Genomic DNA, 25,656 nt, shown 5'->3' with positions numbered 1-25,656 from the left:
CGCCGGTCATCCCGTGATGCCCGGGATGACCGACTCCCAGCCGTCCACCGGGTCGCGCAGCTCGACGGCCGCCACCTCGTCGTCGAGCCTGGCGGCCCACCGGGCGTGGACGGCCTGGCCCGCCTCGGCGTAGAGCTCGATCCTCGCCCCGAGGCGCTCGTGCCTGGCGAAGGCCAGGGCGCGCAGCACGTCGTGGACGCGCGCGGCGCCGAGGCTGTCGCCGAGCCAGAGCAGGTCGGTCATGAGCTTGTAGGTGGTGCCGAAGTACGCGCCGTCGGGGCGGGCGGTCACGGGAGCCGGGGCGAGCGCGCCCGTGCCCCGGACGTCGAGGACGAGGACGGCCCGGCCCGTGCCGAGCTTCTCCTTGATCCAGTCCTGGCGTTCGGGCAGGGACGCGGTGCCGCGCTCGAACAGGGCGACGACCAGGGTGCCGTCCGGGTCGGGCGGCCCGGCGAGCACGCCCGCGTTCCACACGTCCCGCTCGGAGCGCCAGAAGACGTGCCGGACGGGCACGGACGCCTCGGGGCGGTCGAACCAGCGGGGGAAGAACTCGGCGGGCGGCTCGCGATGGGCGCGGACGACCGCCTCGACCTGCTCCGGCGAGGCCGGCTCGGCGGGCGGCGGCTCGGGCACGTGCAGCGTGCCGGGGTGATCGCGGAAGACGCCCTGGCGGGTGCAGGCCAGTTCCCCGGCGGGAAGGATCTCCGGTTCGGCGTCGGAGACGACCGTGCCGCCCAGGTGGCGGGCCAGGAAGGCGGTCGCGGCGCGGGCCAGCTCCGGGTGGTAGCCGTGGGCCACCGGGGCGCGGGCGACGGACAGGCCGCCGGGCGCGCCGAGGAGGTCGTAGGCACGGGCGGCGCGGGACACCGTCTCCAGCGTGCCGTCCACGGGGAAGAAGTCGTAGTCGGCCGCCAGCACCAGCGCCGGGCGCGGGGCCATCGCCAGCAGCAGGTCCTCGTGGCCGACGCCCAGCAGGGTGCCGCCCGGCAGGATCTGCTCGGCGTCCTGGGCCTGACCGGCCCACAGGTACGCCCGCCTGCTGGTGACGAACGTGCCTGGCGCGGCGGCGGCCAGCCGGGGTTCGAGCGCCATCATGAGCGCGGTGAGGACGCCGCCGCCGCTGTTGCCGGTGATGCCGAGCCGCGCCGGGTCGACGTCGGGCCGGGCGCACAGGAGGTCGAGGCCGCGCCGGGCGTCGTGGACGAAGTGGGCGGCCAGTGAGTGCCCGGCCCGCCAGCAGGTCACCCCGGCGTCGGTGTGCTCGGAGACGCCGCCGTCGCCGCGGTCGGCGAGCGCGCGTTCGCCCTGTCCGACGGGGTCCATGACGAGGACCACCAGCCCCGCCCCGGCCAGGCGGGCGCAGACGGCCTGGTAGGCGGGGTGCGCCTTGGCCTGCTGCCCGTGGCCGCAGACGAACAGCACGGCCCCGGCCGGCTCGGGCACGTGGGCGGGCCGCCAGAGGTTGGCGGGCACGAGGACGCCGGGGGCGGTGCGCAGCACCATCCGTTCGACGACGAGATCGCCGAAGCGGACGCTGCCCCGGTGCTCGGCCTCCGGCGGGGGCTCGCCGAGCGCGAAGGGCGGGAACGTGTCGCCGTACAGGCTCGTGGTGAGGGCGGCGCGCACGGCCTCCTGCCGGGCGCGCACCTCGGCCGGGGTGGACAGCGCGTCGTTGACCGCCTCCCACCGCGACAGAAGCCGCTCGGTGCGCCGGTAGACGTGGGCCTGCAGGTCGTGCGCGACGTCGAAGCGGCCGTCGAGGAACGGCCCGAACCCGGGGATCATCGCCGCGGGGCCGGCCCGGTCGAACTGCGCACCACCAGGTACGTCTCCAGCTCCACCAACGGCGGCGGGGGCTCCCCGTGCATCCCGTCGAGGACGTCGAGCAGCAGGTCGACGGCGGTGGCGCCGGCCTCGGCGCCGGGCACGTGGATGGAGGTGAGCGTCGGGTAGGCCATGCCCGACAGCGGGCTGTCGTCGATGCCCATGACGCTCAGGTCGCGCCCGACGCTGAGCCCGCGCTCGGACATGCGGGCCATGACGCCCAGCGCGATCAGGTCGTCGTAGGCGATAACGGCCGTGGCCTGGCTGCCCTGCAGCAGGTCGGCCGCCTGCACCCCGGCCTGCACCTGCGGCTCGAACGGGCCGAACGTCACCAGTTCGGCCCCGAGCTGCGCGCACGCCTCGGTGATCGCGGCGTGGCGCTGCTGGTTGGACCACGAGCGCCGGGGCCCGGCCAGATAGCCGATGTGCCGGTGGCCGAGCGCCACCAGGTGCTCGACCGCCTGGCGCATGCCGTCGGCGTTGTCGATCAGCACCGACGGGTGCTCGGGCACGTGCCGGTTGACGAACACGGTGGGCCCGAGCCGCCCGATCTCGGCGATCCGCGGCTCCGGCGAGCGGGGCGAGACCATGATCAGGCCGTCGACCTGCTTGCTCAGCACCCGGGCGCGGTCGAGCTCGTCGGCGGCCCGCTCGTCGGTGTCGGCCAGCACCACGACGAGGTCCTTGCGCGCGGCGCGGGCCTGCACCGCCTTGATGATCGGCGGGAAGAACGGGTTGGCCACGTCGGGCACGATGAGGCCGATCGTGCCGGTGCGCCCCATCGACAGCGACCTGGCGACCCGGTTGGGCGTGTAGCCCATCTCGCGGGCGACTCGTGCCACCTTGTCGCGGGTCTGCGCGCTGACCCTGCCCGGATCGGACAGGGCGCGGGAGACCGTGGACGGCGACAGGCCGCACGCCTGCGCGACATCGGCCAGCGTGACGGTCATGGGCATCTTTCCTTCATGGGTGCAACGCTAGCGCAAGCGGTTGCGCACGGTTTCCGGTTCGGCCGCTCGATCTGCCGTGTCCGTCATGGGCAACCGCTTGCGAGAAGGGACTCGACGTCCACCGGCCGGCCGGTTCGCGACGACAGCCGGACGGCCTCGCCGACGGCCACGGCCCTGGCGCCGTCCCGGCTTCCGGCGCGCAGGCCGAGCGGGTCGTCGCCGCCCCCGGTGAACAGATCGCGGACGAGGAGTTCGTCGGCGCCGAGATGGCCGCCCGCCTCCCCCTCGACCACGATCTCCCGCCGGTCGCCGAACATCGGATACAGGACGATCGGCTCGGGCGGGCCCGACGCCTGCCTGCCGTATTCGAGCGTGGCCTCGATGCGGCCGTGCGTGCCGTTGATCCCCAGGCGGTAGCCCTCCCACGGTGCGGAGAACTGGATGCTGTACGACAGATGAGCGCCGCCACGGTAGCGCACGAGGGCCGCGTAGTTGTCCTCGATGTCGATCTCCGTGTCGTAGATGTGACCGAGGGGGCTGTCGGGCAGCGACACGCCTTCCTCGGCCCAGCGCCGCCGGTAGGGGTCGTCGGCCGCGTGCGGGCTGCCGGCGCCGTAGTAGGCGCGCGAGCCGTACCCGAAGACCTGCACGGGCACGTCGGCCAGCCACCAGCCGACCAGGTCGAAGTGGTGGCAGCTCTTGTGCACCTGGAGGCCGCCGGAGAACTCGGCGCGGCGGTTCCAGCGCTGGAAGTAGCTGGCGCCGTGCAGGGTCTCGACGTTCCAGACGAGCTCGACGCCGACCACCCTGCCGATCTCGCCCTCCATGATCAGCCGCTTGACGGCCTGGTGGCGCGGGGCGTAGCGCAGGTTGTGGGTGACCCGCACCCTGCCGCCGGGGTCGGCGGCGACGATCCTGGCGGCGTCGCGGGCGGTGGTGACCATGGGCTTCTCCGACACCACCGCCAGGCCGCGGCCCAGGCCGGTGAGAACGGCCTCGGCGTGCGTGAAGTCGGGCCCGGCGACCAGCAGGGTGTCGGGGCGGGTCTCGGTGATCAAATCGTCCAGCCGTTCCGGCGGGTACCAGGGCAGGGCGGGGTCGAGCTCGCGCACCCGGGCCTCGTCGGGGTCGCACACCGCGACGAGCTCGCCCGCCTCGGCGTAGGGGCCGCGCAGCGGGCGGACGAACACCGACATCGCCCGCCTGCTCAGCCCCGACAGCGCGTAGCGCCGGCGCTCAGCCACCGCTCACCGCCGGCTCGTCCAGGACCAGCGCGGCCGACTCGCGGTCGAGGAAGAGCCGCGCCCCTTCCTGCCCGCGCAGCCACGTGGCCGGGCAGTGCGCCCCGACCGGCCCGCGCAACGCCTCCCGCACGGCCCGCGCCTTGCGCGCCTCCGGCACCACCGCCTGGACGTGCCGCGCCCCGAGCAGGGCCGGGACGGTCAGCGTGATGGCCGTGGCCGGAACCGCGTCGAACCCGTCGAAGTGCCCTTCCCCCACCTGCTGGTGCCGGGAGGCCGGGGTGAGGCTGATCACCCGCGCCCACCGGGGGTCGTCGCGGTCGGCGTCGTGCGGCTCGTTGAAGGCCAGGTGGCCGTTCTCCCCGATGCCGAGGCAGACCAGGTCGATCGGGGCCTCGCGCAGCAACGCGTCGTAGCGGGCGCACTCGGCCTCGGCGTCGGCCGCGTCGCCGTCGATGTAGCACACCCGGGCGGGCGCGAACGGCTGCTCGACGTTCTCCCTGATCCAGCGGCGGAACGAGGCGGGGTGGCGGTCGTCGATGCCCACGTACTCGTCCATGTGGAACACCGTCACCTTCTCCCACGGCACCTGCTCGGCACGCAGCGCGGCGATGAAGGCGAGCTGGGAGTTGCCGGTGGCGATCACCACCCGGGCGGCGCCGGTGAGCGACACGCGCGAGCGCAGGACGGCGGCCGTGTGGCTCGCCGCCGCGGCCGCCAGCGCCCGCTGGTCGGCGTACACGGCGACCGGGAGCGCTTCGGCGTCGAATCGGGCGAGGGGCTCGTTCACGTGGTGGTTTCCCTTCTGATGACGGCCGCGGCTCCGTGCCGGGCCAGGTCGCGCAGGTCGGCGAGGACCTGCCCGGTGAAGGCGGGTTCGTACGGCAGGTCCTCGCCGAAGACCTCGGGCACGGCCAGCAGTTCCTCGGGCGGCATAGCCCGCAGCCGGTCGGCGAGCGGGTCGGAGACCTCCAGCGGCCGCCCGCGGTCATCGACGCCGCCGCTGACGTGCCGCAGCCAGGCGGCGACCGCCAGGCACGCCCAGCGCGGGTGCGCCCCCGCGGCCAGCCGGTCCCTGACGGTGCCGAGCAGCCGGATCGGCACCTTCAGCGAGCCGTCGATCGCCACCTGGGCGCAGCGGTGGCGCAGCGCGGTGTTGCGCATCCGCGCCAGGATCGCGGCGGCGTAGACCTCCAGGTCCATCCCGTCCGGCGGGGTCAGCGAGGGCAGGACGTCCTCGGCGGCCAGCCGGTGGGCGAGCGCCTCCAGCGCGGGGTCGGCGAGCGCATCGGCGATGTGCTCGTGCCCGATGAGCGCGCCGGCGTAGGCGAGCGTGCTGTGCGTGCCGTTCAGGATGCGGAGCTTGGCCTGCTCGTACGGGGTGACGTCGGCGGTGAACAGCGCGCCGCCGCGCTCCCACGCCGGGCGGGCCGCCGGGAAGCCGTCCTCCAGCACCCACTGCGTGTACGGCTCCGCCACGACGACCGCCGGGTCGCCGGTGAGCTCGCGGTCCTCGGCGGTGGCGGCGGGGACGATGCGGTCGACGACCGTGGCGGGGAAGGTGACGCCGGGTCCGATCCGGCCCTCGAACAGCGAGCTGAGGCGGCGGCCGTTGCCCGGCAGGTTGTCGCACGAGACCACGGCCAGCGGCCCGGCGTCCTTCGCCGCCCGCGCGGCCAGCCCCTCGGCGAGCAGGGCGATGACCGCGCTGTCCGGCCGGTACGCCTTCTCGGTGACGGTCAGCGTGACGACCGTGGTCCGCGGGTCGGCCAGGACCGCGACGACCCGGTCGCGTTCCGTGGGGGCGTGCAGGGTGGCGCGGATCGAGGAGACCGTACGCGCCGTGGCGTGGTCGCCGTCGCGTACGAGCAGCGTGTAGCGGTGCCCGCGCTCGCGCAGGGCGCGGACGACCTCGGCCGAGCGGGGCGCGACCGCGCACACCTCCCACCCAGCGTCCTCGGTGTAGACGGCCTGGTGGGCGCGGTGGAAGGCGCCCAGGCCGAGATGGACGACGCGCGGCATCACATCACCGCGCCGAGCTGCCAGGGCACGAACTCCTCGGCGCCGAACCCCAGTTCCTCGCTGCGCGTCGGCTCCCCGGAGGCGACCCGCAGCACCAGGTCGAAGATCTGTCGGCCGACGGTCTCCAGGTCGGCGCGGCCGTCGGCGACGGGACCGCAGTCGAGGTCCATGTCCCCGGCCATGCGGCGGAACAGCTCGCTGCTGGTGGCCAGCTTGGCGCTGGGCACCGGGCGGCAGCCGTACACCGAGCCGCGGCCGGTGGTGAAGCAGATGACGTTGGCGCCTCCGGCGACCATGCCGGTGGCCGAGACGGGGTCGTAGCCGGGGGTGTCCATGAAGACCAGGCCCTTGGCCTCGACGCGTTCGGCGTATTCGTAGACGGCGGTGAGCGGGGTGGAACCGCCCTTCGTGACCGCTCCGAGGGACTTCTCCAGGATCGTGGTGATCCCGCCCTCCCGGTTGCCGGGGGAGGGGTTGTGGTCCATGCTGCCGCCGTGGGTGGCGACGTATTCGCGCCACCAGGCGATGCGTTCCATCAGCCGGGCGGCGACCTCGGGGGTGGCGGCCCGTTCGGCGAGGAGGTGCTCGGCGCCGTAGATCTCCGGCGTCTCTCCCAGCACGGCGGTGCCGCCCTGGGCGACCAGGAGGTCGGCGGCCACCCCCAGGGCGGGGTTGGCGGTCAGGCCGGAGTAGCCGTCGGAGCCGCCGCACTGGAGGCCGAGGATCAGCTCCGAGGCGGGCACCGGGGTGCGTCTCGCCCTCGCGACGTCGGGCAGGAGCTCTTCGACGGCCCGGGTGGCGGCGTCGACCGTCTTACGCGTGCCGCCGAGCTCCTGGATGCTCAGCGTGGGGATCGCGGTGGTGGGCTGGTTGACCTCGCAGCCGAGGCCGAGCATGAGGATGGCGCCGAAGTTCGGGTGCGCGGCGTAGCCGTCGAGGGTGCGGCGCAGGATCTCCAGGCCCTCGCCGTCGTCGGCCAGGCCGCAGCCGGTGTTGTGGGTCAGGGCGACGACGCCGTCGATGCCGTCGTGGTCCTGGAAACGCCGGGCGACGAGCTTGGCCACAGTGGCCGAGCAGTTGACCGAGGTCAGGATGCCGATGTGGTTGCGGGTCCCGACCCTGCCGTCCGGCCGTACGTAGCCGTCGAAGTACGAGATCCCGTCAGCCGCGGGGGGCGTCCGCGCCGGTGCGGCGTGGGCCGCGCGGCGGGGGGCCGTGTCGTCGTAGCGCAGGTTGTGCGTGTGCACGTGCGCGCCCGGGGTGATCCCGGCCGACGCCACCCCGATGTGCTGGCCGTACTTGAGCACCGGCTCACCGGCCCGCAACGCCCGCAACGCGACCTTGTGCCCTCTCGGCACCTCCTCCGCCACGATCAGCCCGCCGAGCCGCTCGCCCGCGCGCAGGTCACGTAAGGCGACCGCGACGTCGTCCCCCTCGCGCAGCCTCAGCAGATCCTCGCCCATCACGCAGCCCCTTCCCGAAGCCCGTCCTCGTCCAGCAGCCAGCGCCCGCCCACGATCGTGGCCCGCACGCCGAAGTCGTCGTCGAACAGCGCCAGATCGGCCAGGCAGCCGGCCCGCAGCGCCCCCAGGTCGCGCCGCCCGAGCACCCGCGCGGGCGTGACCGTGGCCATCGCGACCACCTCCGGCACACTCATCCCCAGCTCGCGCCGCAGGTGGCCGAGCATCGGACCGAGCCCGGTCGTGCTGCCCGCGAACGCCGCGCCGCCCGGCGACATCCCCACGCCGTCGCGCACGACGCAGTCCAGCGCGCCCAGCCGGTACGGCGAGCCGTCCGGCAACCCGGCGCCCGGGGTGGCGTCCGACACGACGCACAACCGCCCCGGCAGGCAGCGCGCGGCGATCCGCAGGAGTTGCGGCGGCAGATGCCGGCCGTCGGCGATCACCTCGGCGGTCAGCCCGTCACTGGCCAGCGACTCCTCCAGCAGTCCCGGCACCCGCCACGGTCCCTGCCTGGTCAGCGCGGACTGCCCGCTCCACAGGTGGGTGAGGTGGGTGACCCCGGCCGCGACGGCGGCGGCGAAGACGTCCCCGGCGGCCTGGCTGTGCCCGGCGGCCACGACGCTCCCGGCGGCGGCGAACCGCCGCACGGCCTCGATGCCGCCGGGCAGCTCGGGCGCGAGGGTGATCATGCTCGGCGTCCCGGCGGCCAGCAGCGTGCCGACCGCCTCGCCCGACGGGCGCAGGAGCAGGCCCGGATCGTGCGCCCCGGCCTGCTCGGGCGCCAGGAACGGCCCCTCCAGATGGACGCCGAGCAGCCGGGCGCCGGCTCGCGGGGCCTCCTCCGTCCTCCTGGCGTCCCGTTCGGCGAACGTCCGCGCTAGGGCCAGGCGGTCGGCCATGTCGGCCAGGGGAGCCGTGGCCAGCGACGCCTGCGCGGCGGTCACGCCGAAGCGCGCCTGCGCGGCCAGCACCGCCGCCCAGGCCGCGGCCTCGCCCTGGTCGAACCCGTGGCCGGCGGCTCCGTGCGTGTGCAGATCGATCAGGCCCGGCGTCAGGTACCGGCCGCCGGCGTCCACGCGCGGCACGCCGTCCAGCGCGGCGGCGGGCAGGACCGCCTCGATCCGGTCACCGGACACGACGACGGCCAGGTCCTCCCGGATCTCCTCCGGCAGGACCACCCGGGCGCCGGTCATCGCGTATCTCGCCATGCAGTCCCCCATCGCGGCAAGCGGTTGCGCAACCTGTTTATCCCATCAAACACGTCGTCATCAAGGTCTTCTCGGCAATTGCCGCAAACGCTTGCCTTACGTAGGATCGGCGCCACGCACAGCAGAGAGGACCATCCGTCGTGAGCGACCTCCGCATCGCCGTGATCGGCGCGGGCCAGCGGGTCAGCATCGCCCGAGAGGCGCACCGTCCCGGCCGGGGCGCCCGGATCACCGCCGTCTGCGACCTCGACCCGGCCCGCCTCGCGCACGCCAGGACCCTGTTCGGCGACGACGTGCGCACCACGACCCGCCTGGAGGAGGCGCTCGACGCGGACGCCGTCATCGTGGCCACCCCCGACCACCTGCACGCCGAGCACGCGATCGCCGTCCTGGGCGCGGGCCTGCCCACGTTCGTGGAGAAGCCGCTGGCCACCACCGTGGAGGACGCCGACCGCGTCCTGGAGGCAGCCCGTGCCCACGCCGCCCGGCTGTACGTCGGCCACAACATGCGGCACATGCCGGTCGTCCGCGAGATGCGCTCACTGATCGGGCGGGGCGCGATCGGGGAGGTGACGGCCGTCTGGTGCCGCCACTTCGTCGGCCACGGCGGCGACTACTACTTCAAGGACTGGCACGCCGACCGCCGCTGCACCACGGGCCTGCTGCTGCAGAAGGGCGCCCACGACCTCGACGTCATCCACTGGCTGGCCGGTTCGCGCACCGGCCTGGTGACGGCCATGGGCGCCCTGGGCGTCTACGACCGCGTCGAGGACCGTTCGCCCGGCCTGGACGAGCACTGGTTCGACCCCGGACGCAACTGGCCGCCACTCAGCCAGCGCGGCCTCAACCCGGTCATCGACGTGGAGGACCTGTCGATGGTCCTGATGCGCCTGGACAACGGGGTGCAGGCCAGCTACCAGCAGTGCCACTACACGCCCGACTACTGGCGCAACTACACGGTGATCGGCACCGAGGGCCGGCTGGAGAACTTCGGCGACCACCGGGGCACCGGCGTCGTGCGGGTGTGGAACAAGCGGCGGCGCGACTACGACGCCGACGGCGACCTGGTCGTCACCGTGCCCGCCGTGCCCGAGGCCGAGGGCGGGCACGGCGGGGCCGACCGGGCGCTGATGACGGAGTTCCTCCGCTTCGCCAGGGAGGGCGGGAGCACCGACACCTCACCGGTGGCCGCGCGCGACGCCGTCGCGGCGGCCTACCACGCGACCCTGTCGCTCCGCTCGGGATCCACGCCGCGCGCGGTGCCACCGGTCCGCCCCGAGGTCGCAGCCTATTTCGCGACCTAGAAGCCTTCGGGCAGCGGGTCGGCCTCGCCGTCCGAGACGCCGGGCCGGTGCCGGCCCGGCCGGAAGGCTGCCATGCTCGGAGCTGAAAATCTGTAGTGGCGGTGGTAGACATTCGCGAGTGTGGGCATTATTGTTTCTGACATCGCAAGGAACGGATCCACCGGGCAGCGAAGTAGTTCCTAGGCATCACGACGAACTGCCCGCAGCAAGATGAAGTCAGAGGTTGACGGCAGAAGGTCGACGTGACGGGCCAGCGCAGTAATTAGGGCCCTGATCGTGGACGCGCTGCCGAAGATGAAGTTGGCAAGTGGTCCGGAAGAGAAAGATGAAGGGAGTGTTGACGCCATCGGGATCGCCCGTTGCCGGCTGAAGTTCCGCCGCTCGGGTACCGCAGTTCCACGGGATTGGAAGGTGGTCTACGGTCACGCATCCGCGATCCGCGCATCACCGCCGCTCTCTGCGGCGGATGCGCACAACAGTAAGCCGGCCGGATGGCCGGTAGATGGTGTTGAACTCTTTCGGGGCCCCGGCGCAACAGGCGCCGGGGCCCCCTGTTCGCGTGACGAGAAGGGAATACATGGATCAACGTCGCTCGGCTGCCGAGGGTGACACACCGGCTCGCGGCAGGATCACGAAAACGACGGCCGAATGCACGGCCGAAGAGCGGTTCGACGATGAGGACTACCCCGCCTACAGCATGGGCGCGGCCGCCGAAATGCTCGGCGTCACCCCCACGTTCCTGCGGGCCCTGGGCGCCGCCCGTCTGATCGAGCCGAAACGCTCCAGCGGCGGCCACCGCCGCTACTCCCGTTACCAACTGCGCTTGGCCACGCGTGCCCGAGAGCTCGTCGATCAGGGCACTCCGGTGGAGGCGGCCTGCCGGATCATCATCCTGGAAGACCAGCTCGCCGAGGCGCTGCGGATCAACGCCGAACACGAACGCGGGCGCACCGCCGGAATCTAGCGGCCGGCCTCGCCCCCTGCGGCCTGGTCTTCTACTGCGCTGACCAGGCCACACCCCCCCGATTACGGTGGAGCCCTCATAGGGGTGAGGCGCGGCGGATTTGCTCGATAGTGGCGATCTTTTGCTCAATCCCGCTCTCCTCAGAGGAGAGGCGGAAGCAGCGCCTGAGGGTGATCACGTGACGGCTATGCTCGCAGCAGCCCGCATCCGGAAGTGGTGAGGCACTGACCGACGCAGTGAGGTATCCGTGGCCAGTCATGCACTGTTCGGCCGCCGTGCCGAGCTCGAACAGCTGTCCGGCTTTCTCGACGCGGCTCGGCGGCATGGCGACGCGCGGCTGATGTGGGGTGACCCCGGCATCGGCAAGTCCGCTCTCATGGCCGCCGCGGCCGAGCTGGCAGTCACGGCGGGGATGCGCGTGCTGCGAGCGTCGGGGTCCGAGTTCGAGGCCGACGTCAGTTACTCCTGCCTCAATCAGCTGCTCCTGCCGGTCGAAGCCGACATCCAGCACCTGCCGCCGCAGCTTCGAGAGGCATTGTCGGTGGCGCTGGGGTTCGGCGTCGGCGCGCCCACAGACGCGCTCCTGGTCTGCAACGCCGCGCTCCTGCTCGCCAAGAGGGTCGCCGCTGAGACACCGCTCGCCCTTCTGGTGGACGACGTTCAATGGATCGACCGGGCCAGCGCCGTCGTGCTGGGATTCGTCGCCCGCCGGCTGCAGGGGGTCGGGGCCGCGCTGCTGTTCTCCGCCAGGACGGGCGCAGTCAGCTCCGCGGCGCCGCGCGGGTTGACCGAGATGGCCGTCCAGCCCCTGGATCGAGCGGCGGCAGGGCAACTGGTCGACGTGCACTTCCCGGACATGCCGGTACGGATCAGGAACCGGCTGCTCGATCTGGCACAGGGCAATCCGCTGGCCTTGACGGAACTGCCCTCGACGTTGCTGGGCGCGACGCATCCCGCGGTGGCGCACTCGGAGGTGGTCCCGCTCAGCGACCGGCTCCAGGCGATGTTCGCCGCCCGGATCGCCGATCTGCCGGCATCGACCCGGAGAATGCTGTTACTGGCCGCGTTCGAGGGCACCGGCGACGTCCGGGTGCTCAGAGCTGCCTCGGCGGACGAGGCCGGGCTGGCCGACCTCGCCCCCGCCGAGCGGGCGCAGCTGGTACGCGTGGACGACGCCACGGCGCGAATCGCGTTCCGGCACCCGCTGATCAGGTCCGCGATCGTGGCGGGGTCCACGCACGAAGAGCGCCGGACCGCGCATGTCGCCCTCGCCGGCGCCCTGCCGGGTGACCAGGAACGTCGTGCGTGGCACCTGGCCGCGGCCGCCGTCGGCCCGGACGAGACGGTGGCGGCGCTGCTGGAGGGCTCGGCGCATCGCATCATGCTGCGCGGTGACGCGTTGGCCGCGGTCGCCGCGCTGATCCGGGCGGCCGAGTTGAGCGTGACGAGCGCCGATCGGGGGCGTCGGCTGTCCGAGGCCGCGTACATCGGCGCCGAGGCGAGCGGGGCCATCGACGACGCGAAGACGCTCCTGACCGACGCGCGGCGGGCGGCTCCGGATTCCACCGGCTCGCTGCACGCGGCCAACGCGGCCGCGTTCCTGATGCTCAACGGGGACGGCGACGTCGCCACCGCCCACCGGCTCCTGCTCGGCGCCATCGAGACCGCCGAGCACGGCTACCGGGCGGAGGATCCCGCGCTCGTCGAGGCCATGCACACGTTGATGCTGTTGTCCTGGTACGGCAGCGCTCCGGAATACTGGGAGCCGTTCTACCGGGTGTTGGAGCGGTTGGAGCCGCGACCGCCCGACGTGTTGTCGCTGGCGAGCAGGACCTTCCCGGACCCGGTCCGCACGGGGGCGTCGGCGCTGGCGAGCAGCCGGCGCATCCTCGACACCATGGCGGACGAGACCGACCCCACGCGGATCGTGCGGGTCGGCACGGCCTCGGTCTATCTGGACCGGCTGGGGGACTGCCGCGAGTCCTCGTGGCGGCTGGTCCAGCAGGGACGGGACGGAGGCGCGCCCCGGCGGCACCTCGGCGCCCTCATGCACCTGTGCCTGGACGACTTCCTCGTCGGCCGATGGGACGAGGCCGAGGAGCTGGCCGGTGAGGGCCGGCAGGTCTGCGAGACCAGCGGTTTCTCCTTCTTCGCGTGGTACTTCCGGTACAACAGGGCGATCCTCGCCGCCGGACGGGGACGCTACGAGGAGGCGTACGCGCTCGCCGACGAGATCACCCATTGGGCGCTCCCACGCGGTGTGACGGCCGCGGCGCTGTTCGCCCAGCATCCGCGTGCCCTGGCGGCGCTGGGACAGGGCGACTTCGGCGCGGCCTTCCACCACGCCGCCGCGATGAGCCCGCCCGGCACGCTCGCCGCGTACGTGCCTCACTGCACGTGGGTCATGCTCGACCTCGTCGAGGCGGCGGTGCGGACCGGGCGGATGGTCGAGGCCAGGGCGCACGTCGAGGCGATGCGGGCCGCCGACGTGGCCGCGTTGTCCACCCGGATGACGCTGATCCAGGCGGCGGCGGAGTTCCTCGTGTCCGACGACGAGGAGACGAGGGCGCGGCTGGAGTCGCTGCTGTCGGGCCACGTGGCGGAACGGTGGCTGTGGGACGCCTCCCGCGTCCGGCTCGTCCTCGGCGAGAGGCTGCGCCGGGACAGGTCGGCGGCGCAGGCGCGCCGGCATCTGCTCATCGCCCGCGACGGCTTCGCCGCGATGGCCGCCGGGCCATGGGTCGAGCGTGCACGGAACGAGCTGCACGCCGCCGGACACCGGACGGCCGAGACCTCGGCAGGCGGCCCGGCCGCCCTGACCGCGCAGGAGTTGCAGATCGCCGAGCTGGCGGCGAGCGGCCTGACCAACAAACAGATCGCCGAGCGGCTGTACCTCTCGCACCGGACGGTGGGCGCGCACCTGTACCGCATCTTCCCCAAGCTCGGCGTCGCCTCCCGCGCCGGGCTCAGGGATGCTCTCGCACCGGATTCCGAAGCCCCGCGCTGAGCTCGTCGGCCTGCGCCTCCTTCTCCTCCAGCAGCCGCTCCAGCAGGCGCCGGGTGGTGGGGTCGTCGGCCCCGACCCAGCGCACCGCCTCCTGCAACGACTGGACGAGGATCCGCGCCCCGACGAGGTCCTGCGTCACGATGCCGGTCAGATCGCCGTCTGGGAACGTCTGGAAGGTGATGCGCGAGCGCGCCGGCAGGTGCCGTGGGTCGTGGTCGGCGGCGAACCCGAGCTGGGCGATGCGGGTCGCGAGCAGCCGCGCGCCGGCGCGGTCACGGTCGGCGCAGCCGTGGAGGAACTGCGCGACCGGCCGGTGTGACGGCCCGCGGACGAGCAGGGCGTGCTGCTCGTACTGCAACGAGGACACCACCAGGCTGGCCAGCAGCACGTTCAGCAGGTGTGCGACCGCTTTGAGCTCGGCCCGGTTCGACGGCGTGACCGCACCGTCGTCCGGGTCGAACAGCGCCCGGTCCCGGACCTCCCGCATGCGCAGGACGGCCGGCGGCTCTGGAGGACTCGTCACGTGTCGATGGTCGGGCACACGCCCGGACCGCGCATCTGTCAAATGACCTAACCGCATCAGCGGTTAGGTCATCGGCCGCCATGGGCGCGCAAGGCGGGAGTCGGATGACTGATGTGGCGCCGGCCGGGCGGCGCCCACAGTGGGCTGCGACAGATCCACCCGTGAGGAGTGATCCCATGACCATCGGCCACGGCTTCCACGCCGCCATGACCGCGCAACCGGGCCGGGGCGACGACCTGGTCGCCGCCCTGCTCGACGCGCCGTCCCTGCCGAACGACGACTGCCGTGTCTTCCTGGTCGGCCGCTCGGCCGGCGATCCGGACACCGTTCACGTCACCGAGGGCTGGGTCAGCCAGGAGGCCCACGCCCGGTTCTTCGCGACCGAGCAGGCCCAGACGTTCGCCGCGGCCCTCCAGCCGCTGCTGGCCGGGCAGCCGCGGTACGCCGACGAGATTCCGGTCGGCGGCAAGGCCGCCCTGTGAACGAGGAGACCACCATGCCCCGTCCCGGCCTCGACCCCGAACTGCGCGCGTTCCTCGCCGGCCTGCCTCCCATGCCCGAGCTCGACGCGGAGGTGCTCGCCGAGCTGCGCGGGCTGCCGTCCACGCCAATCGACGTCATCCTCCAGGGCCGCGCCGCCGGCCACCGCGAGATCACCGCGCCCGTCCCCATGTCGATCTTCACCCCGGCCAGGACCGATCACGCGCCGGCCCCGTGCGTCTACTGGGTCCACGGCGGCGGCATGGTCATGGGAGACCGCTTCTCGCAGATCGACATCCCCCTGGACTGGCTCGACCTGTTCGGCGCCGCCGTCGTCTCCGTGGAGTACCGGCTGGCGCCGGAGGCCACCGGCACGATCCCGGTCGAGGACTGTTACCAGGGCCTGCTCTGGGTCGCCGAGCACGCCGCTGAGCTGGGCATCGACCCGAGCCGGATCGTCGTGGCGGGGGTCAGCGCCGGCGGTGGCCTGGCCGCCGGGCTCACCCTGATGGCCCGTGACCGGGGCGGGCCGCCGATCGCCGCGCAGGTGCTGATCTGTCCCATGCTCGATCACCGCAACGACACCGCCTCCAGCCGCCAGTACTCCGGCGCGCCCGGGGTCTGGACCCGCGAGATGAACGCGTTCGGCTGGCGGTCGCTCATCGGCGGCGGCGAGGTGTCCGGCTACCTGTCGCCCGCGATCGCCGACGACCTGTCCGGCCTGCCGACCACGTACCTCGACGCAGGGACGGCCGAGGTGTTCCGTGACGAGGACGTCGCGTTCGCCACCCGGATCTGGGCCGCCGGCGGCCAGGCGGAGCTGCACGTCTGGGCGGGCGGCTTTCACGGCTTCGACGCCCTGTGCCCCGAGGCCCGGATCTCGGTCGCGGCCCGGCGTGCCAGGAACGACTGGCTCGCCCGGGTGCTGGGCACGTCTTCCGGAGCCGTCCGGTGAGCGCCCCCGACCGCGCCGCGTTCCTGCACGAGTTCGCGCGCGCCCCCTTCACGGTCGGCGCGGTCGCGCCGAGCGGCGAGCCGCTGGCCGACCTGATCACCTCGCCTGTCACACGTGACGGTGACCCTCTGGTCGTCGAGGTCGGTCCGGGCACGGGCGCGTTCACCGCGGCGATCCAGCGCCGGCTCGGCGGCCGTGGCCGTCACCTGGCCGTCGAGGTCAACGAGCGGTTCGCGCGGCGTCTCGCCACCCGGTACCCGCGGATCGACGTCGCCGTGGCCGACGCCCGCGACCTGGGCGAGGTGCTCGCGGCGCGCGGCCACCACCGCGCGGACGTCATCGTGAGCGGACTGCCCTGGGCGGCGTTCACCGCTGACCGCCAGCACGACCTGCTCGACGCCCTCACCGGCGCCCTCGCCCCGCACGGTGCGTTCACCACGTTCGCCTACGCGCACACACGGTGGACGCCGCCGGCGCGACGGTTACGGCGGTCCCTGGACGGGCTGTTCGACGAGGTCGTGGTCAGCCGGACGGTGTGGGCCAACGTGCCGCCCGCGTTCGTCTACTTCTGCCGCCGGCCCCGTGTCCCGGCCCTGGCCCTCGATTAGATGCGGCAGAAGACTTCGCCGGTCGGCGAGGACCACCGGGCGACGCCCTTCGAGTTGTTCTTCGACCTCGTCTACGTCTTCGCGATCACGCAGCTCACCGGCTCCATGGCCCGCGAGCGCGACGCCGACGGCGTGTTCCGGGGGCTGCTGATGCTGGCGCTGCTGTGGGGCACCTGGTCCGGCTACACCTGGCTGGGCAACCATTCCCGGGCGGACGGCGGTCTGCTGCGGGGCGGGATGGTCGTCGCGATGGCGGCGATGTTCGTGGTCGGCCTCACCATCCCGGAGGCGTGGGCCGCCGGGCCGGGCGCCTTCGTGCTGGTGGGCGCCTACCTGGTGGTCCGGTGGGTGCATCTCGTGGTCTTCGCCGTGGCCGCGGACGGCGACACCGGGCTGCGCCGTCAGATCGCCATCACCTGGCTGCCCATGACGGCGAGCGCGGCGCTCCTGGTGTCCGGGACGGCGCTGGGGAGCTGGACGCAGGTGCTGCTGTTCGCGGTCGCCCTGGTGGTGGACTGGGCGGGCATCTACCTCACGGCCAGGAACGGTCACTGGCGGCTGCGCAGCCCGGCGCACCTGACCGAGCGGCACGGGTTGTTCCTGATCCTGGCCATCGGCGAGTCGGTCGTCGCCGTCGGCGCCGGCGCCGCGGGACGGCCGGTCAGCGCGGGGCTGCTGCTGGCGGCCGTCCTCGGCATCGCCGTCGCGGTGTGCCTGTGGTGGCTCTACTTCGACGTGGTGGCGGGCGCGGCCGAGCGCAGGCTGCGCGGCGTACGCGGCGAGGAGCAGGTCATGCTGGCCGTCGAGGCCTACACCTACGGGCACTTCCCCATGATCGCCGGGATCCTGCTCACCGCTCTGGGTGTCGAGGGCGTGGTCGCGCACGCCGGCGAGGGTGCGCCCTTGGGTGTGTTCTCCGCGCTCGCGCTCCATGGCGGTGTCGCGCTCTACCTCGTGGGACATCTGCTGTTCAGGCTCCGGACGCACCGCACGCTCGGCCGCCGGCGGGCGGCCGCGGCCTGCGTCGTCCTTGCCGCCGCGCCGGTCGCCGCGGTCCTCCCGCCGCCGGTCGGGCCGGTCGTCGTGGTGGCCGTCCTGGCCGCGCTGATCGCCGCCGAGAGCCGCCCGCCTCGTGAGCAGGAATGGGCAAGGACGCGCGAGCTTCGGGGATCGTCCGCCCGGCACGGGACTGATTACGTAGCCCCGAGAGAGGGAGGACGATGACGAACCATCACCGCAGCGTGATCTCGCTCCAGGTCAACGGCGTGCCGCACCGGCTGGACGTCGACAACCGCACGACGCTGCTGGACGCGCTGCGCGAGGACGTCGGCCACACCGGCCCCAAGAAGGGCTGCGACCACGGCCAGTGCGGCGCGTGCACCGTGCTCCTCGACGGCCGGCGGGTGGTCTCCTGCCTGACGCTGGCGGTGGCCGCCGAGGACGCCGAGGTCACGACCGTCGAAGGGCTGGCCGGTGACGGGGAGCTGCTGCCGCTGCAGCGGGCGTTCATCGGGCTCGACGGCTTCCAGTGCGGATACTGCACGTCCGGGCAGCTCTGCTCGGCGGCCGGGATGCTGGCCGAACACGCGGCGGGCTGGCCCAGCGCGGTCACCGCCGACGTGTCCCCGGACGGCCCGGCGCCGGTGCTGGACGCGGCGGAGGTGCGGGAGCGGATGAGCGGCAACCTGTGCCGCTGCGGCGCCTACCCGTCCATCGTCCGGGCCGTGCTGGAGACGGCTGCCCGGAAGGAGATCGCGGGATGAGGGAGTTCGCCTACGAACGCGCGACGGACGTCCGTCAAGCGTTGATCGCGGCCGGCGGCGGCGCCCGGTACCTGGGCGGCGGCACCAATCTCGTCGATCTGATGAAGGCCGGGGTGGAGGCTCCCACGAGGCTGGTCGACATACGGCGGCTGCCGCTCGCCGGCGTCGCCGAGGCGCCGGACGGCGGGCTGGTCGTCGGCGCCACGACGACCAACAGCGACCTCGCCGCCCACCCCGAGGTGCGGCGGCGCTACCCGGCGCTGAGCCAGGCGGTGCTGGCCGGCGCGTCCGGCCAGCTGCGCAACATGGCCACGGTGGGCGGCAACCTGCTCCAGCGGACCCGGTGCGCCTACTTCGCCGCGCAGGCGTGCAACAAGCGGGTCCCCGGCGCCGGCTGTCCCGCGATCGCCGGGGAGCACCACAACCACGCCGTCCTCGGCTGGACGCCGAGCTGCGTGGCCACCCATCCCTCCGACATGGCGGTCGCGATGCTGGCGTTCGACGCGGTCGTGCGTTACGAGACGCTCGACGGCCCCGGGGAGCTCCCACTGGCGGACTTCTACCCGCCGGTCGGGGACACGCCGGACCGCGAGACGGCGCTGCCGCCGGGCGCGTTGATCACCGCGGTGGCCCTGCCCGGGAGCGCGGTGTCCCCGCGCTCGCGCTACCGGAAGGTCCGCGAGCGCGCGTCCTACGCCTTCGCCACGGTCTCCGTCGCGGCGGCGCTCGACCCGGACGACGGCTCGGTGCGCATCGCTCTCGGCGGGGTCGCCTCGCGGCCCTGGCGCGCCCGCACCGCCGAGGCTTTCCTGTCGGACGCTCCCCGCACGCCCGGCGCGTTCCGTGCCGCCGCGGACGCCGAACTGGCCGCCGCCGAACCGCTGCCCGGCAACGGTTACAAGGTGCGGCTGGCCGCCAACCTCATCGAGACCGTCCTGAAGGAGCTCCTGCCATGACGAACGCGGTCGGGGCGGCGCGGCCGCGGATCGAGGGCCGGGCCAAGGTCACCGGCGCCGCCCTTTACGCCGCCGACGTGCCGGTGCCGGGCCTGGCCTTCGGCGTGGTCGTCCTGGCCACCGTGTCGCGGGGCCGCGTCAGGGACGTCGGCGTCTGCGCCGTCCAGGGCATGCCCGGCGTGCTGGGTGTGATCGACCACCGGAACGCGCCTCGGCTCGATCCGGCGGCGGGCGGCTTCTTCGGCCCGGACGGCCAGTTGCAGCTGTTGCAGGACGAGGTGATCCCCTTCGCCGGCCGGCCCGTCGCGCTCGTCGTGGCCGAGACACTCGAACAGGCCCGGGCGGCGGCCGAGGCGCTGCCGGTGATCTACGACGAGGAGCCGCACGACACGGCCTTCACCGCCGACCACCCGGCGAGCCGCCCGGCGGTGACGATCTTCGACGAGCCCGTGGACGTCGGCGACGTGGCGGCGGAGCTCGCCGCGTCGCGGGTGGTGGTCGAGGAGCGCTACCGCACCCCCGAGGAACACTGCAGCGCCATGGAGCCGCACTCGGCGACCGCGTGGTGGGAGGGAGAGCACCTGGAGGCGATCGACTCCAACCAGGGACCGTTCTCCGTGGCCCGCACCCTGGCCACGCTGTTCTCCTTGAGCCCGGACCTGGTACGCGTCCGCACCGAGCACGTCGGCGGCGGCTTCGGCTCCAAGGGACTCTGCGGTCCGCAGCTGATCCTGGCCGCGATGGCCGCGCGGCTGTTCGGCCGGCCGGTGCGGGTCACGCTCACCCGTGCCCAGGTGTTCCTGGCGACCGCGATGCGGCCCGCGACCGACCAGCTGATCCGGATCGGCGCCGACGCGGACGGTGGGCTGCGGGCGATCCACCACGAGGCGGCGTTCGAGATCTCGCCGCTGGTGGAGTACCTGGAGGGCTGCACCGAGCTCACCAAGACGCTCTACGCGGCGCGCGCGATCCGAACCCGGCTCAGCGCGGTGCCGCTCGACATCCTGCCGCCGTACTCGATGCGGGGACCGGGCGCCGCGCCCGGGTCGTTCGCCCTCGAATCGGCCATGGACGAGCTGGCCGAGCGGCTGGGCATGGATCCGCTGGAACTGCGGCTGCGCAACGAGCCGGTGGCCGGTCCCGTGTCCGGCCTGCCGTTCAGCAGCCGCAATCTGGTCGCGTGCCTGCGCGAAGGCGCCCGCAGGTTCGGCTGGGACACCCGCGATCATCGGCCGAGGACGAGGCGGGAGGGGCCTCTGCTGGTCGGCACGGGGCTGGCCGCCACGTCCTTCAGCGCCGGGGCCTTCCCCTCCTCGGCCACGATCACCACCGAGGCGGACGGGACCTTCACGGTCGCCGTCGGCGCCACCGACCTCGGCACCGGCGCGCGCACCGCGCTGACCGCGATCGCCGCCGACGCCCTGGCGGTCGGCACGGACCGGATCCGGCTCCGGATCTCCGACAGCGGCCTCGGTCCCGCGTGGGGCGCGGGCGGTTCCCGGGGGACGACGTCCTGGGGCTGGGCGATCATCGAGGCCGCGGAGAAGCTACGCGGCCAGGGCCGCCGCGGGACGGTCACGGCCGACACCACGAGCTCGCTCGGCGGATTGCCGTCCCTGGAACGGCACGCCTTCAGCGCCGTGTTCACCGAGGTGACCGTCGATCCGATGACGGGCGAGGTGCGGGTGCGGCGGCTGCTCGGGATGTTCGCGGTGGGCCGAGTGGTCAACCCGCTCATGGCCCGCAGCCAGGTCGTCGGCGGAATGATCGGCGGGCTCTCCATGGCGTTGCACGAAGAGGGCCTGCGCGATCCGGTCTCCGGCCGGCACGTCAACGCGGACTTCGCCGGCTACCACATCGCCGCGCACGCCGACGTGCCCGACATCGAGGCCGACTTCGTGCCCGACCACGAGCCCGGCATCCCCATGGGCGTCAAGGGCGCCGGCGAGATCGGCAACGTCGGCACGGCCGCCGCGATCGCGAACGCCGTCTGGCACGCCACCGGCGTCAGGCAGAGATCCCTGCCGATCCGTCTCGATCGCGTGCTGGAGTGAGGCGCCTGGCGTCCTGGCTCGGCGGGGCGCCGAACTGGCGGCGGTACTCGCGGCTGAACTGGGACGGGCTGGTGTAGCCGACGCGCCGGCTGACGGCGGCGACGTCACCCGGCGCCGCGGCGAGCTGGAGCCGGGCCTGCTGGAGGCGGATCTGCTTCTGGAACTGGATCGGGCTCATCGCGGTGGCGGCGTGGAAGTTGCGGTGGAAGGCCGAGACGCTCATCCCCGCCAGTCTGGCCACGTCCTCGACGGCGAAGGGCTGCGCGTAGTGGTCGCGGATCCACTGCACCGCGCGGGCGACGTGGCTGAGGCTGCTGTCGGGAAGCCCGAACTGGCGCACGATCGCGCCCTGGTCGCCGGTGATCAGCCGCCAGAGGATCTCCCGTTTGACCAGCGGCGCGAGGACGGTGATGTCGCCGGGCCGGTCGAGCAGGCGCAGCAGGCGGACGACCGCGTCGAGCAGCTCGGCGGAGGCGGTGCTGACCGCCAGCCCGGGCGGCGCGTCGTCGCCGAGCTCCGGCAGATCGGCCGGGCCCGCCTGCAGCAGCACCTCCGCGATGGCCGCCGGACGCAGGGTCAGCCCGACCCCGAGCCCGGGTCGTTCGGCGTCGGCCTTCGCGAAATGGGCGGTGACCGGCAGGTCGATCGAGGCGACGAGGTACTGCCCCTCGTGGTACTCGTACAGGCGGTCGCCCAGCGCGAACCGTTTCGTGCCCTGGGCGACGAGCGCCAGCACCTTGCCGTACGTCGTCGGCGTCGGGGGCTGAGGGCGCTCGGCCTTGAAGATCAGGACGTCCTCGATGGGCGTGCGGAGATCGGGTCGAGCGTGGCGGAGCAGGAGGTCGCGCAGCTCGTCGAGGGCCATGATCCCCATCAAATCACCGCGGGAGGTTCGCCGACAATCGGGCCCACCTACCTCCGGCGTAGCGGTGGGGGCTCCTCGTGGGCGGCTCGGGTGATCTCGTGCACGGCGACCGGCCGTCCGTGGCCCGGCACCACCGTCTCGAACGCGAACCGCAGGCCGAGCTTGTCCATCACCCGGCGGGACCGCTGGTTGTCCACGTGACGGATGCTGACGATCCGGTCGAGGCCGCACTCGGCGAAGCCGAACCGCAGCAACCGTCCGGCCGCCTCGGTGGCGTAGCCGTGGCCCCAGTGCGGTCGTCCGAGCCGCCAGCCGATCTCCACGGCGGGCAGGATCTCGGGGAGGAACGCGGGCACCGTCAGGGTGACCCAGCCGGCCGTCAGCCCGGTCTCGCGCACGACGACGGAGAGCGGGCCGTGCCCGCTCTCCTGCCATTCCCGCCGGGCGCGGGCGATCCACGCCGCCGTGCGCTCCGGGTCCGGCGGCAGGACGGAGCCGTCGCCGATGTACCGCATGACCTCGGGATCGGCGTTCATGGCGGTGAAGGGGGCGAGGTCGTCGTCGTCCGGCAGACGCAGGAGCAGCCGGTCGGTCGTCATGGGGATCATCCGGTGATGATGCCAGAACCGGGCGGCGCGGACGGTCCCGGCTCTGCCCCGCGGCGCAGGGCCCGCCACGTCGCGACCGCCGCGTACGCGCCCAGCACGGCGAGCCCCGCCCACCCGGGCAGCGGGAAGTACCCAGCCGAGGGCGCGTAATGGGCGGTCACCTGCGGATACTCCACCCGGGTCTGCAGCACGGCGAAGCCCGCCGCCGGGGTCAGCCGCAGCAGCCGGCCGGCGACGGCGTCGGGCAGCAGCGGGAACGCCGTCAGGCCGTACGGCAGCGCGACCAGCGCGAGCGCGACGAGGACCGCCGCCCGGCGCAGCCACACGCCCAGCCCGTACGCGAGGACGGCACTCAGCGCGAGCACCAGGCCGGCGCCGACGATCACCCGCGCGCCGGTGAGCAGCGACAGCGGTTGCGCCGGCACTCCGTTGCCCTTCATGATCGCGACGCCCACCGGCAGCACCACCCCTGCGGCGACCAGCCCGGTCACGAAGGCCGCCACCCCGGTGACGGCCGCGCGGGCGGCGACCCCCCGCCGCGGGACCGCCTCCCGGGCGGTGCGCGAGCCGAGGCGGGCCGCCACCACGAGCACGACGGCGAGCGCGATCACCAGCCCGGCCAGGAGGTTCTCGACGACGCGCGGACTGTCCTCGGCGAGCGGGCCGATGTCGCCGGTGCCGCTGACCGTGACGACCTCGCCCTTCCGCACGGCTCCGGAGGGATTGTGGTGCTTCTCCCAGTCGGTCTGGTTCATCTGACCGACGGGTTCACTGACCCAGCCGCCATCGCCGCCCTCGACGGTGACGTGGTCGAAGACGCCGACGGCCTGGGTGAACCGCGACTCCTCCACCGCGCCGCCGAGGCCGGTCTCGCGGAGCGTGAGGTCGCCGGGTGAGGTGGCGAACAGGCCGACCCGCACGGTGTCCGGCAGCCCGGCCAGCGTCGCCGTGCCGACGGTGTGCCAGCGGTCGCCGTCGGCGGACTCGGCGCCGGTGATGGTGTCGCCGGAGCGGGTCAGGCGCAGCCAGCGGGGGAGCCGGTCGCGGCTGCCGGCTACGTCGTGCCGGTAGTCGTACTGGAAGCGCACGCCGTGGGTGCCGGTCATGGCCAGGGCCGCGTAACGGGAGCCCTGGCGGGGGCCGTCCTTGACGATGATCCCGGCCTTCGCCCAGGGCACCAGACCGGCGACGATGCTGTCGTGGTTCGGCGGGGGATAGGTGATCGTCCCGGTCATGGACGTCATCCGGACCGTGATGGCGCCCTGGCGGCCCAGGCCGCGGTGCAGGAACCAGAACGTGTCGCCGACGGCGGAGCCGTCGGCGGCCACGGGGGTGGCGGGGCAGGGGCCGTCGCAGGAGGAACGGCTCCCGGACGCCGACGACAGGCCCAGCCCGATGACGGCGAGGACCGCGACGGCCAGGGCGGTCAGGCGGCCGGGACGGCGGAACGCGGCCCATTCCCGGCGGAGGAGGTCGGTGATCGACATGCCATCGGTTATAGGGATCGGCGCCTAACACGCCCCGAACGACGCCTGTCACCCCACTGTCACCGGACCGCCCCGGTGTCGCGGCTGCCCTAAGGGGGGCGGTCCTTCAGGGGGTGCGACGGCGGCGCAGGGTGAGGGCGACGAGCGGGCCGGCGGCGAGCAGGAGCGCGAGGGCCGCGTAGCCGTAGGTGAGCGAGGCCAGGGTGGCGACGCCGGCCACGAGCAACGGGCCGCCGGCGTCGCCCAGCTCCCGGCCCAGTTCGGCGGCGCCCATGGTCTGGCCCATGCGTTCGGCCGGGGTGCGGGCGGCGAGGGCGGCGAAACCGAGCGGGGTGATGAGCCCCGTCCCGGCCCCGATCAGCACGGCGGCCGACAGGATGCCGGCCAGGCCGGGCAGCATGGCGCAGGCCAGCCCGGCCGCGGTGACCAGCAGCCCGCCCAGCAGGCCGGTACGGGTCGACAGACGCTCTTCGTCGAGGGCCCGCCCGGCCCTGGGCTGGACCACCGCCGCGCACGCCGCCAGGACGGACACCGCCGCGCCGGTCGCGACCGTGCCCAGTTCGGCGGCCCGGCCGGACACGGGCAGGAAGCCCACGCCGACCGACAGCGCGGCGGTGGCCCCGGCCAGCGCGGCGGTCGGCGCGAGGAAGGCCGGATCGGCCAGACGCCGCGCCAGGTCCAGCACCGTCTGGCGGACCTTGGGCAGCGGCGGCACCGCGGGCACGGCCAGCGCGGCCCACACGGCGACCGCCGCGCCCAGCACGGTCAGGACCGCGAACAGCAGTCGCAGGCCGCCGGCCCACACCAGCACGCCGCCCAGCAGCGGGCCCAGGGTGTAGCCGATCGACTTCCAGAAGCCGTAGCCGCCGAAGGCCCGGCCGAGCTTGGCGGCCGGGTTGAGCCTGGCCACCAGCGCCGAGGCCGACGGTGAGAACGCCGAGGCCGCCGCTCCCTGGCCCAGGCGGGCGGCCCACAACCAGCCGGGGCTGTCGGCGACGACGTACAGGCCGGAGGCGACCGCGAACGCCACCAGCCCGCCCACCAGCACCGGACGGGCGCCTACGCGGTCGGCGAGGCTGCCGAACAGCGGCTTGAGCAGCACCTCGGCGCCGTCGTACAGGGCCAGCAGCCCGCCGAGGACGAGCAGCGAGGTGACCGCGTCCGCGGAGAACCCGCCGAGGTTGGCGGCGATGCCGTGCGCGCCGAACGCGGTGGTGAACCCGGCCGCGTACAGCGGCCACATCCGCCGGCCCGCCGCCGCGGGCGCCGCCGCCGCGGAACCGGAAGGCGGCACAGGGGGTGGCGTGGCGGGCGGCCCGGAAGGCGGCCCGGGGGGCGGTGTGGCGGGCGGCCCGGGAGGCGGCGCGGGGGGCG

At 73.8% G+C, this 25,656-nt stretch carries 22 protein-coding genes; 10 read left to right on the top strand and 12 right to left on the bottom strand.

Features of this window, described 5'->3' with window-relative positions:
* Nucleotides 1-6: 6 nt before the first annotated feature.
* From ABT158_RS23780 to ABT158_RS23750, 7 genes are all read right to left on the bottom strand, one after another.
* A complete protein-coding gene (locus ABT158_RS23780; protein WP_352356734.1) occupies nucleotides 7-1,785 on the bottom strand; it encodes an alpha/beta hydrolase family protein in 1,779 nt (592 codons plus the stop codon).
* Nucleotides 1,782-2,774: a LacI family DNA-binding transcriptional regulator gene (locus ABT158_RS23775; RefSeq protein WP_352356732.1), complete on the bottom strand. Its 993-nt coding sequence runs from the start codon at nucleotides 2,772-2,774 to the stop codon at nucleotides 1,782-1,784. Before ABT158_RS23775 ends, ABT158_RS23780 begins: the two co-directional genes overlap by 4 nt.
* An 83-nt stretch (nucleotides 2,775-2,857) precedes the next feature.
* Nucleotides 2,858-4,018 carry a Gfo/Idh/MocA family protein gene (locus tag ABT158_RS23770; protein ID WP_352356730.1) on the bottom strand — a complete coding sequence of 387 codons (1,161 nt, stop codon included), beginning with the start codon at nucleotides 4,016-4,018 and terminating at the stop codon, nucleotides 2,858-2,860.
* On the bottom strand, nucleotides 4,011-4,805 hold the full coding sequence (locus ABT158_RS23765) for a 6-phosphogluconolactonase (RefSeq protein WP_352356728.1): 795 nt from the start codon (nucleotides 4,803-4,805) through the stop codon (nucleotides 4,011-4,013). The genes ABT158_RS23770 and ABT158_RS23765 overlap by 8 nt, the downstream gene beginning before the upstream one ends.
* Nucleotides 4,802-6,037, bottom strand: coding sequence for a mannitol dehydrogenase family protein (locus ABT158_RS23760; RefSeq protein ID WP_352356726.1), 1,236 nt, complete (start codon nucleotides 6,035-6,037; stop codon nucleotides 4,802-4,804). The genes ABT158_RS23765 and ABT158_RS23760 overlap by 4 nt, the downstream gene beginning before the upstream one ends.
* On the bottom strand, nucleotides 6,037-7,500 hold the full coding sequence (locus ABT158_RS23755; protein ID WP_352356724.1) for a UxaA family hydrolase: 1,464 nt from the start codon (nucleotides 7,498-7,500) through the stop codon (nucleotides 6,037-6,039). The genes ABT158_RS23760 and ABT158_RS23755 overlap by 1 nt, the downstream gene beginning before the upstream one ends.
* Nucleotides 7,500-8,708, bottom strand: a complete 1,209-nt coding sequence (locus ABT158_RS23750) for an N-acetylglucosamine-6-phosphate deacetylase (protein ID WP_352356722.1) — start codon at nucleotides 8,706-8,708, stop codon at nucleotides 7,500-7,502. Before ABT158_RS23750 ends, ABT158_RS23755 begins: the two co-directional genes overlap by 1 nt.
* Before the next feature lie 140 nt (nucleotides 8,709-8,848).
* Here ABT158_RS23750 and ABT158_RS23745 point away from each other — a divergent pair, with 140 nt between their 5' ends.
* The 3 genes from ABT158_RS23745 to ABT158_RS23735 all read left to right on the top strand — a co-directional run bounded on the left by ABT158_RS23745 (nucleotide 8,849) and on the right by ABT158_RS23735 (nucleotide 13,983).
* On the top strand, nucleotides 8,849-10,012 hold the full coding sequence (locus tag ABT158_RS23745) for a Gfo/Idh/MocA family protein (protein ID WP_352356720.1): 1,164 nt from the start codon (nucleotides 8,849-8,851) through the stop codon (nucleotides 10,010-10,012).
* A 697-nt stretch (nucleotides 10,013-10,709) separates the two neighbouring features.
* Nucleotides 10,710-10,976, top strand: coding sequence for a helix-turn-helix domain-containing protein (locus ABT158_RS23740; protein WP_352356798.1), 267 nt, complete (start codon nucleotides 10,710-10,712; stop codon nucleotides 10,974-10,976).
* Nucleotides 10,977-11,223: 247 nt separating this feature from the next.
* Nucleotides 11,224-13,983: a helix-turn-helix transcriptional regulator gene (locus ABT158_RS23735; RefSeq protein ID WP_352356718.1), complete on the top strand. Its 2,760-nt coding sequence runs from the start codon at nucleotides 11,224-11,226 to the stop codon at nucleotides 13,981-13,983.
* Here ABT158_RS23735 and ABT158_RS23730 read toward each other — a convergent pair.
* Complete coding sequence (locus ABT158_RS23730) at nucleotides 13,943-14,506, bottom strand: ferritin-like domain-containing protein (RefSeq protein WP_352356716.1); 564 nt, start codon at nucleotides 14,504-14,506, stop codon at nucleotides 13,943-13,945. The genes ABT158_RS23735 and ABT158_RS23730 overlap by 41 nt on opposite strands.
* A gap of 176 nt (nucleotides 14,507-14,682) precedes the next feature.
* Here ABT158_RS23730 and ABT158_RS23725 point away from each other — a divergent pair, with 176 nt between their 5' ends.
* Genes ABT158_RS23725 through ABT158_RS23695 form a run of 7 tightly spaced genes read left to right on the top strand, consistent with a single transcriptional unit; the run spans nucleotide 14,683 to nucleotide 21,322 of the window.
* Nucleotides 14,683-14,988 (top strand): putative quinol monooxygenase, encoded by a 306-nt coding sequence (locus tag ABT158_RS23725; protein ID WP_352356714.1) that lies wholly within the window; start codon nucleotides 14,683-14,685, stop codon nucleotides 14,986-14,988.
* Nucleotides 14,989-15,002: 14 nt separating this feature from the next.
* A complete protein-coding gene (locus ABT158_RS23720; protein WP_352356712.1) occupies nucleotides 15,003-15,941 on the top strand; it encodes an alpha/beta hydrolase in 939 nt (312 codons plus the stop codon).
* The gene (locus ABT158_RS23715; RefSeq protein WP_352356710.1) at nucleotides 15,938-16,549 is read left to right on the top strand and encodes a class I SAM-dependent methyltransferase; all 612 of its coding nucleotides are present in this window, start codon (nucleotides 15,938-15,940) and stop codon (nucleotides 16,547-16,549) included. The genes ABT158_RS23720 and ABT158_RS23715 overlap by 4 nt, the downstream gene beginning before the upstream one ends.
* Complete coding sequence (locus tag ABT158_RS23710) at nucleotides 16,550-17,773, top strand: low temperature requirement protein A (RefSeq protein WP_352356708.1); 1,224 nt, start codon at nucleotides 16,550-16,552, stop codon at nucleotides 17,771-17,773. It begins immediately after the preceding gene.
* Nucleotides 17,770-18,312 (top strand): (2Fe-2S)-binding protein, encoded by a 543-nt coding sequence (locus tag ABT158_RS23705; RefSeq protein ID WP_352356706.1) that lies wholly within the window; start codon nucleotides 17,770-17,772, stop codon nucleotides 18,310-18,312. The genes ABT158_RS23710 and ABT158_RS23705 overlap by 4 nt, the downstream gene beginning before the upstream one ends.
* A complete protein-coding gene (locus ABT158_RS23700; protein ID WP_352356704.1) occupies nucleotides 18,309-19,268 on the top strand; it encodes an FAD binding domain-containing protein in 960 nt (319 codons plus the stop codon). The genes ABT158_RS23705 and ABT158_RS23700 overlap by 4 nt, the downstream gene beginning before the upstream one ends.
* Nucleotides 19,265-21,322: a xanthine dehydrogenase family protein molybdopterin-binding subunit gene (locus ABT158_RS23695; protein ID WP_352356702.1), complete on the top strand. Its 2,058-nt coding sequence runs from the start codon at nucleotides 19,265-19,267 to the stop codon at nucleotides 21,320-21,322. The genes ABT158_RS23700 and ABT158_RS23695 overlap by 4 nt, the downstream gene beginning before the upstream one ends.
* Here ABT158_RS23695 and ABT158_RS23690 read toward each other — a convergent pair.
* The 4 genes from ABT158_RS23690 to ABT158_RS23675 all read right to left on the bottom strand — a co-directional run bounded on the left by ABT158_RS23690 (nucleotide 21,276) and on the right by ABT158_RS23675 (nucleotide 25,576).
* The gene (locus ABT158_RS23690) at nucleotides 21,276-22,196 is read right to left on the bottom strand and encodes an AraC family transcriptional regulator (protein WP_352356700.1); all 921 of its coding nucleotides are present in this window, start codon (nucleotides 22,194-22,196) and stop codon (nucleotides 21,276-21,278) included. The two genes, ABT158_RS23695 and ABT158_RS23690, sit on opposite strands and share 47 nt — an antisense overlap.
* A gap of 38 nt (nucleotides 22,197-22,234) precedes the next feature.
* Nucleotides 22,235-22,795 carry a GNAT family N-acetyltransferase gene (locus tag ABT158_RS23685; RefSeq protein WP_352356698.1) on the bottom strand — a complete coding sequence of 187 codons (561 nt, stop codon included), beginning with the start codon at nucleotides 22,793-22,795 and terminating at the stop codon, nucleotides 22,235-22,237.
* The gene (locus ABT158_RS23680) at nucleotides 22,792-24,282 is read right to left on the bottom strand and encodes a DUF1349 domain-containing protein (RefSeq protein ID WP_352356696.1); all 1,491 of its coding nucleotides are present in this window, start codon (nucleotides 24,280-24,282) and stop codon (nucleotides 22,792-22,794) included. Before ABT158_RS23680 ends, ABT158_RS23685 begins: the two co-directional genes overlap by 4 nt.
* Nucleotides 24,283-24,388: 106 nt before the next feature.
* Nucleotides 24,389-25,576 (bottom strand): MFS transporter, encoded by a 1,188-nt coding sequence (locus tag ABT158_RS23675; RefSeq protein ID WP_352356694.1) that lies wholly within the window; start codon nucleotides 25,574-25,576, stop codon nucleotides 24,389-24,391.
* Between the last annotated feature and the right edge of the window lie 80 nt (nucleotides 25,577-25,656).

The sequence above is a fragment of the Nonomuraea sp. NPDC001636 genome, assembly GCF_040298265.1.
GTDB lineage: Bacteria > Actinomycetota > Actinomycetes > Streptosporangiales > Streptosporangiaceae > Nonomuraea.
Note: the sequence above shows the minus strand (reverse complement) of the source record. Positions and strands in the feature narration are given on the sequence as shown.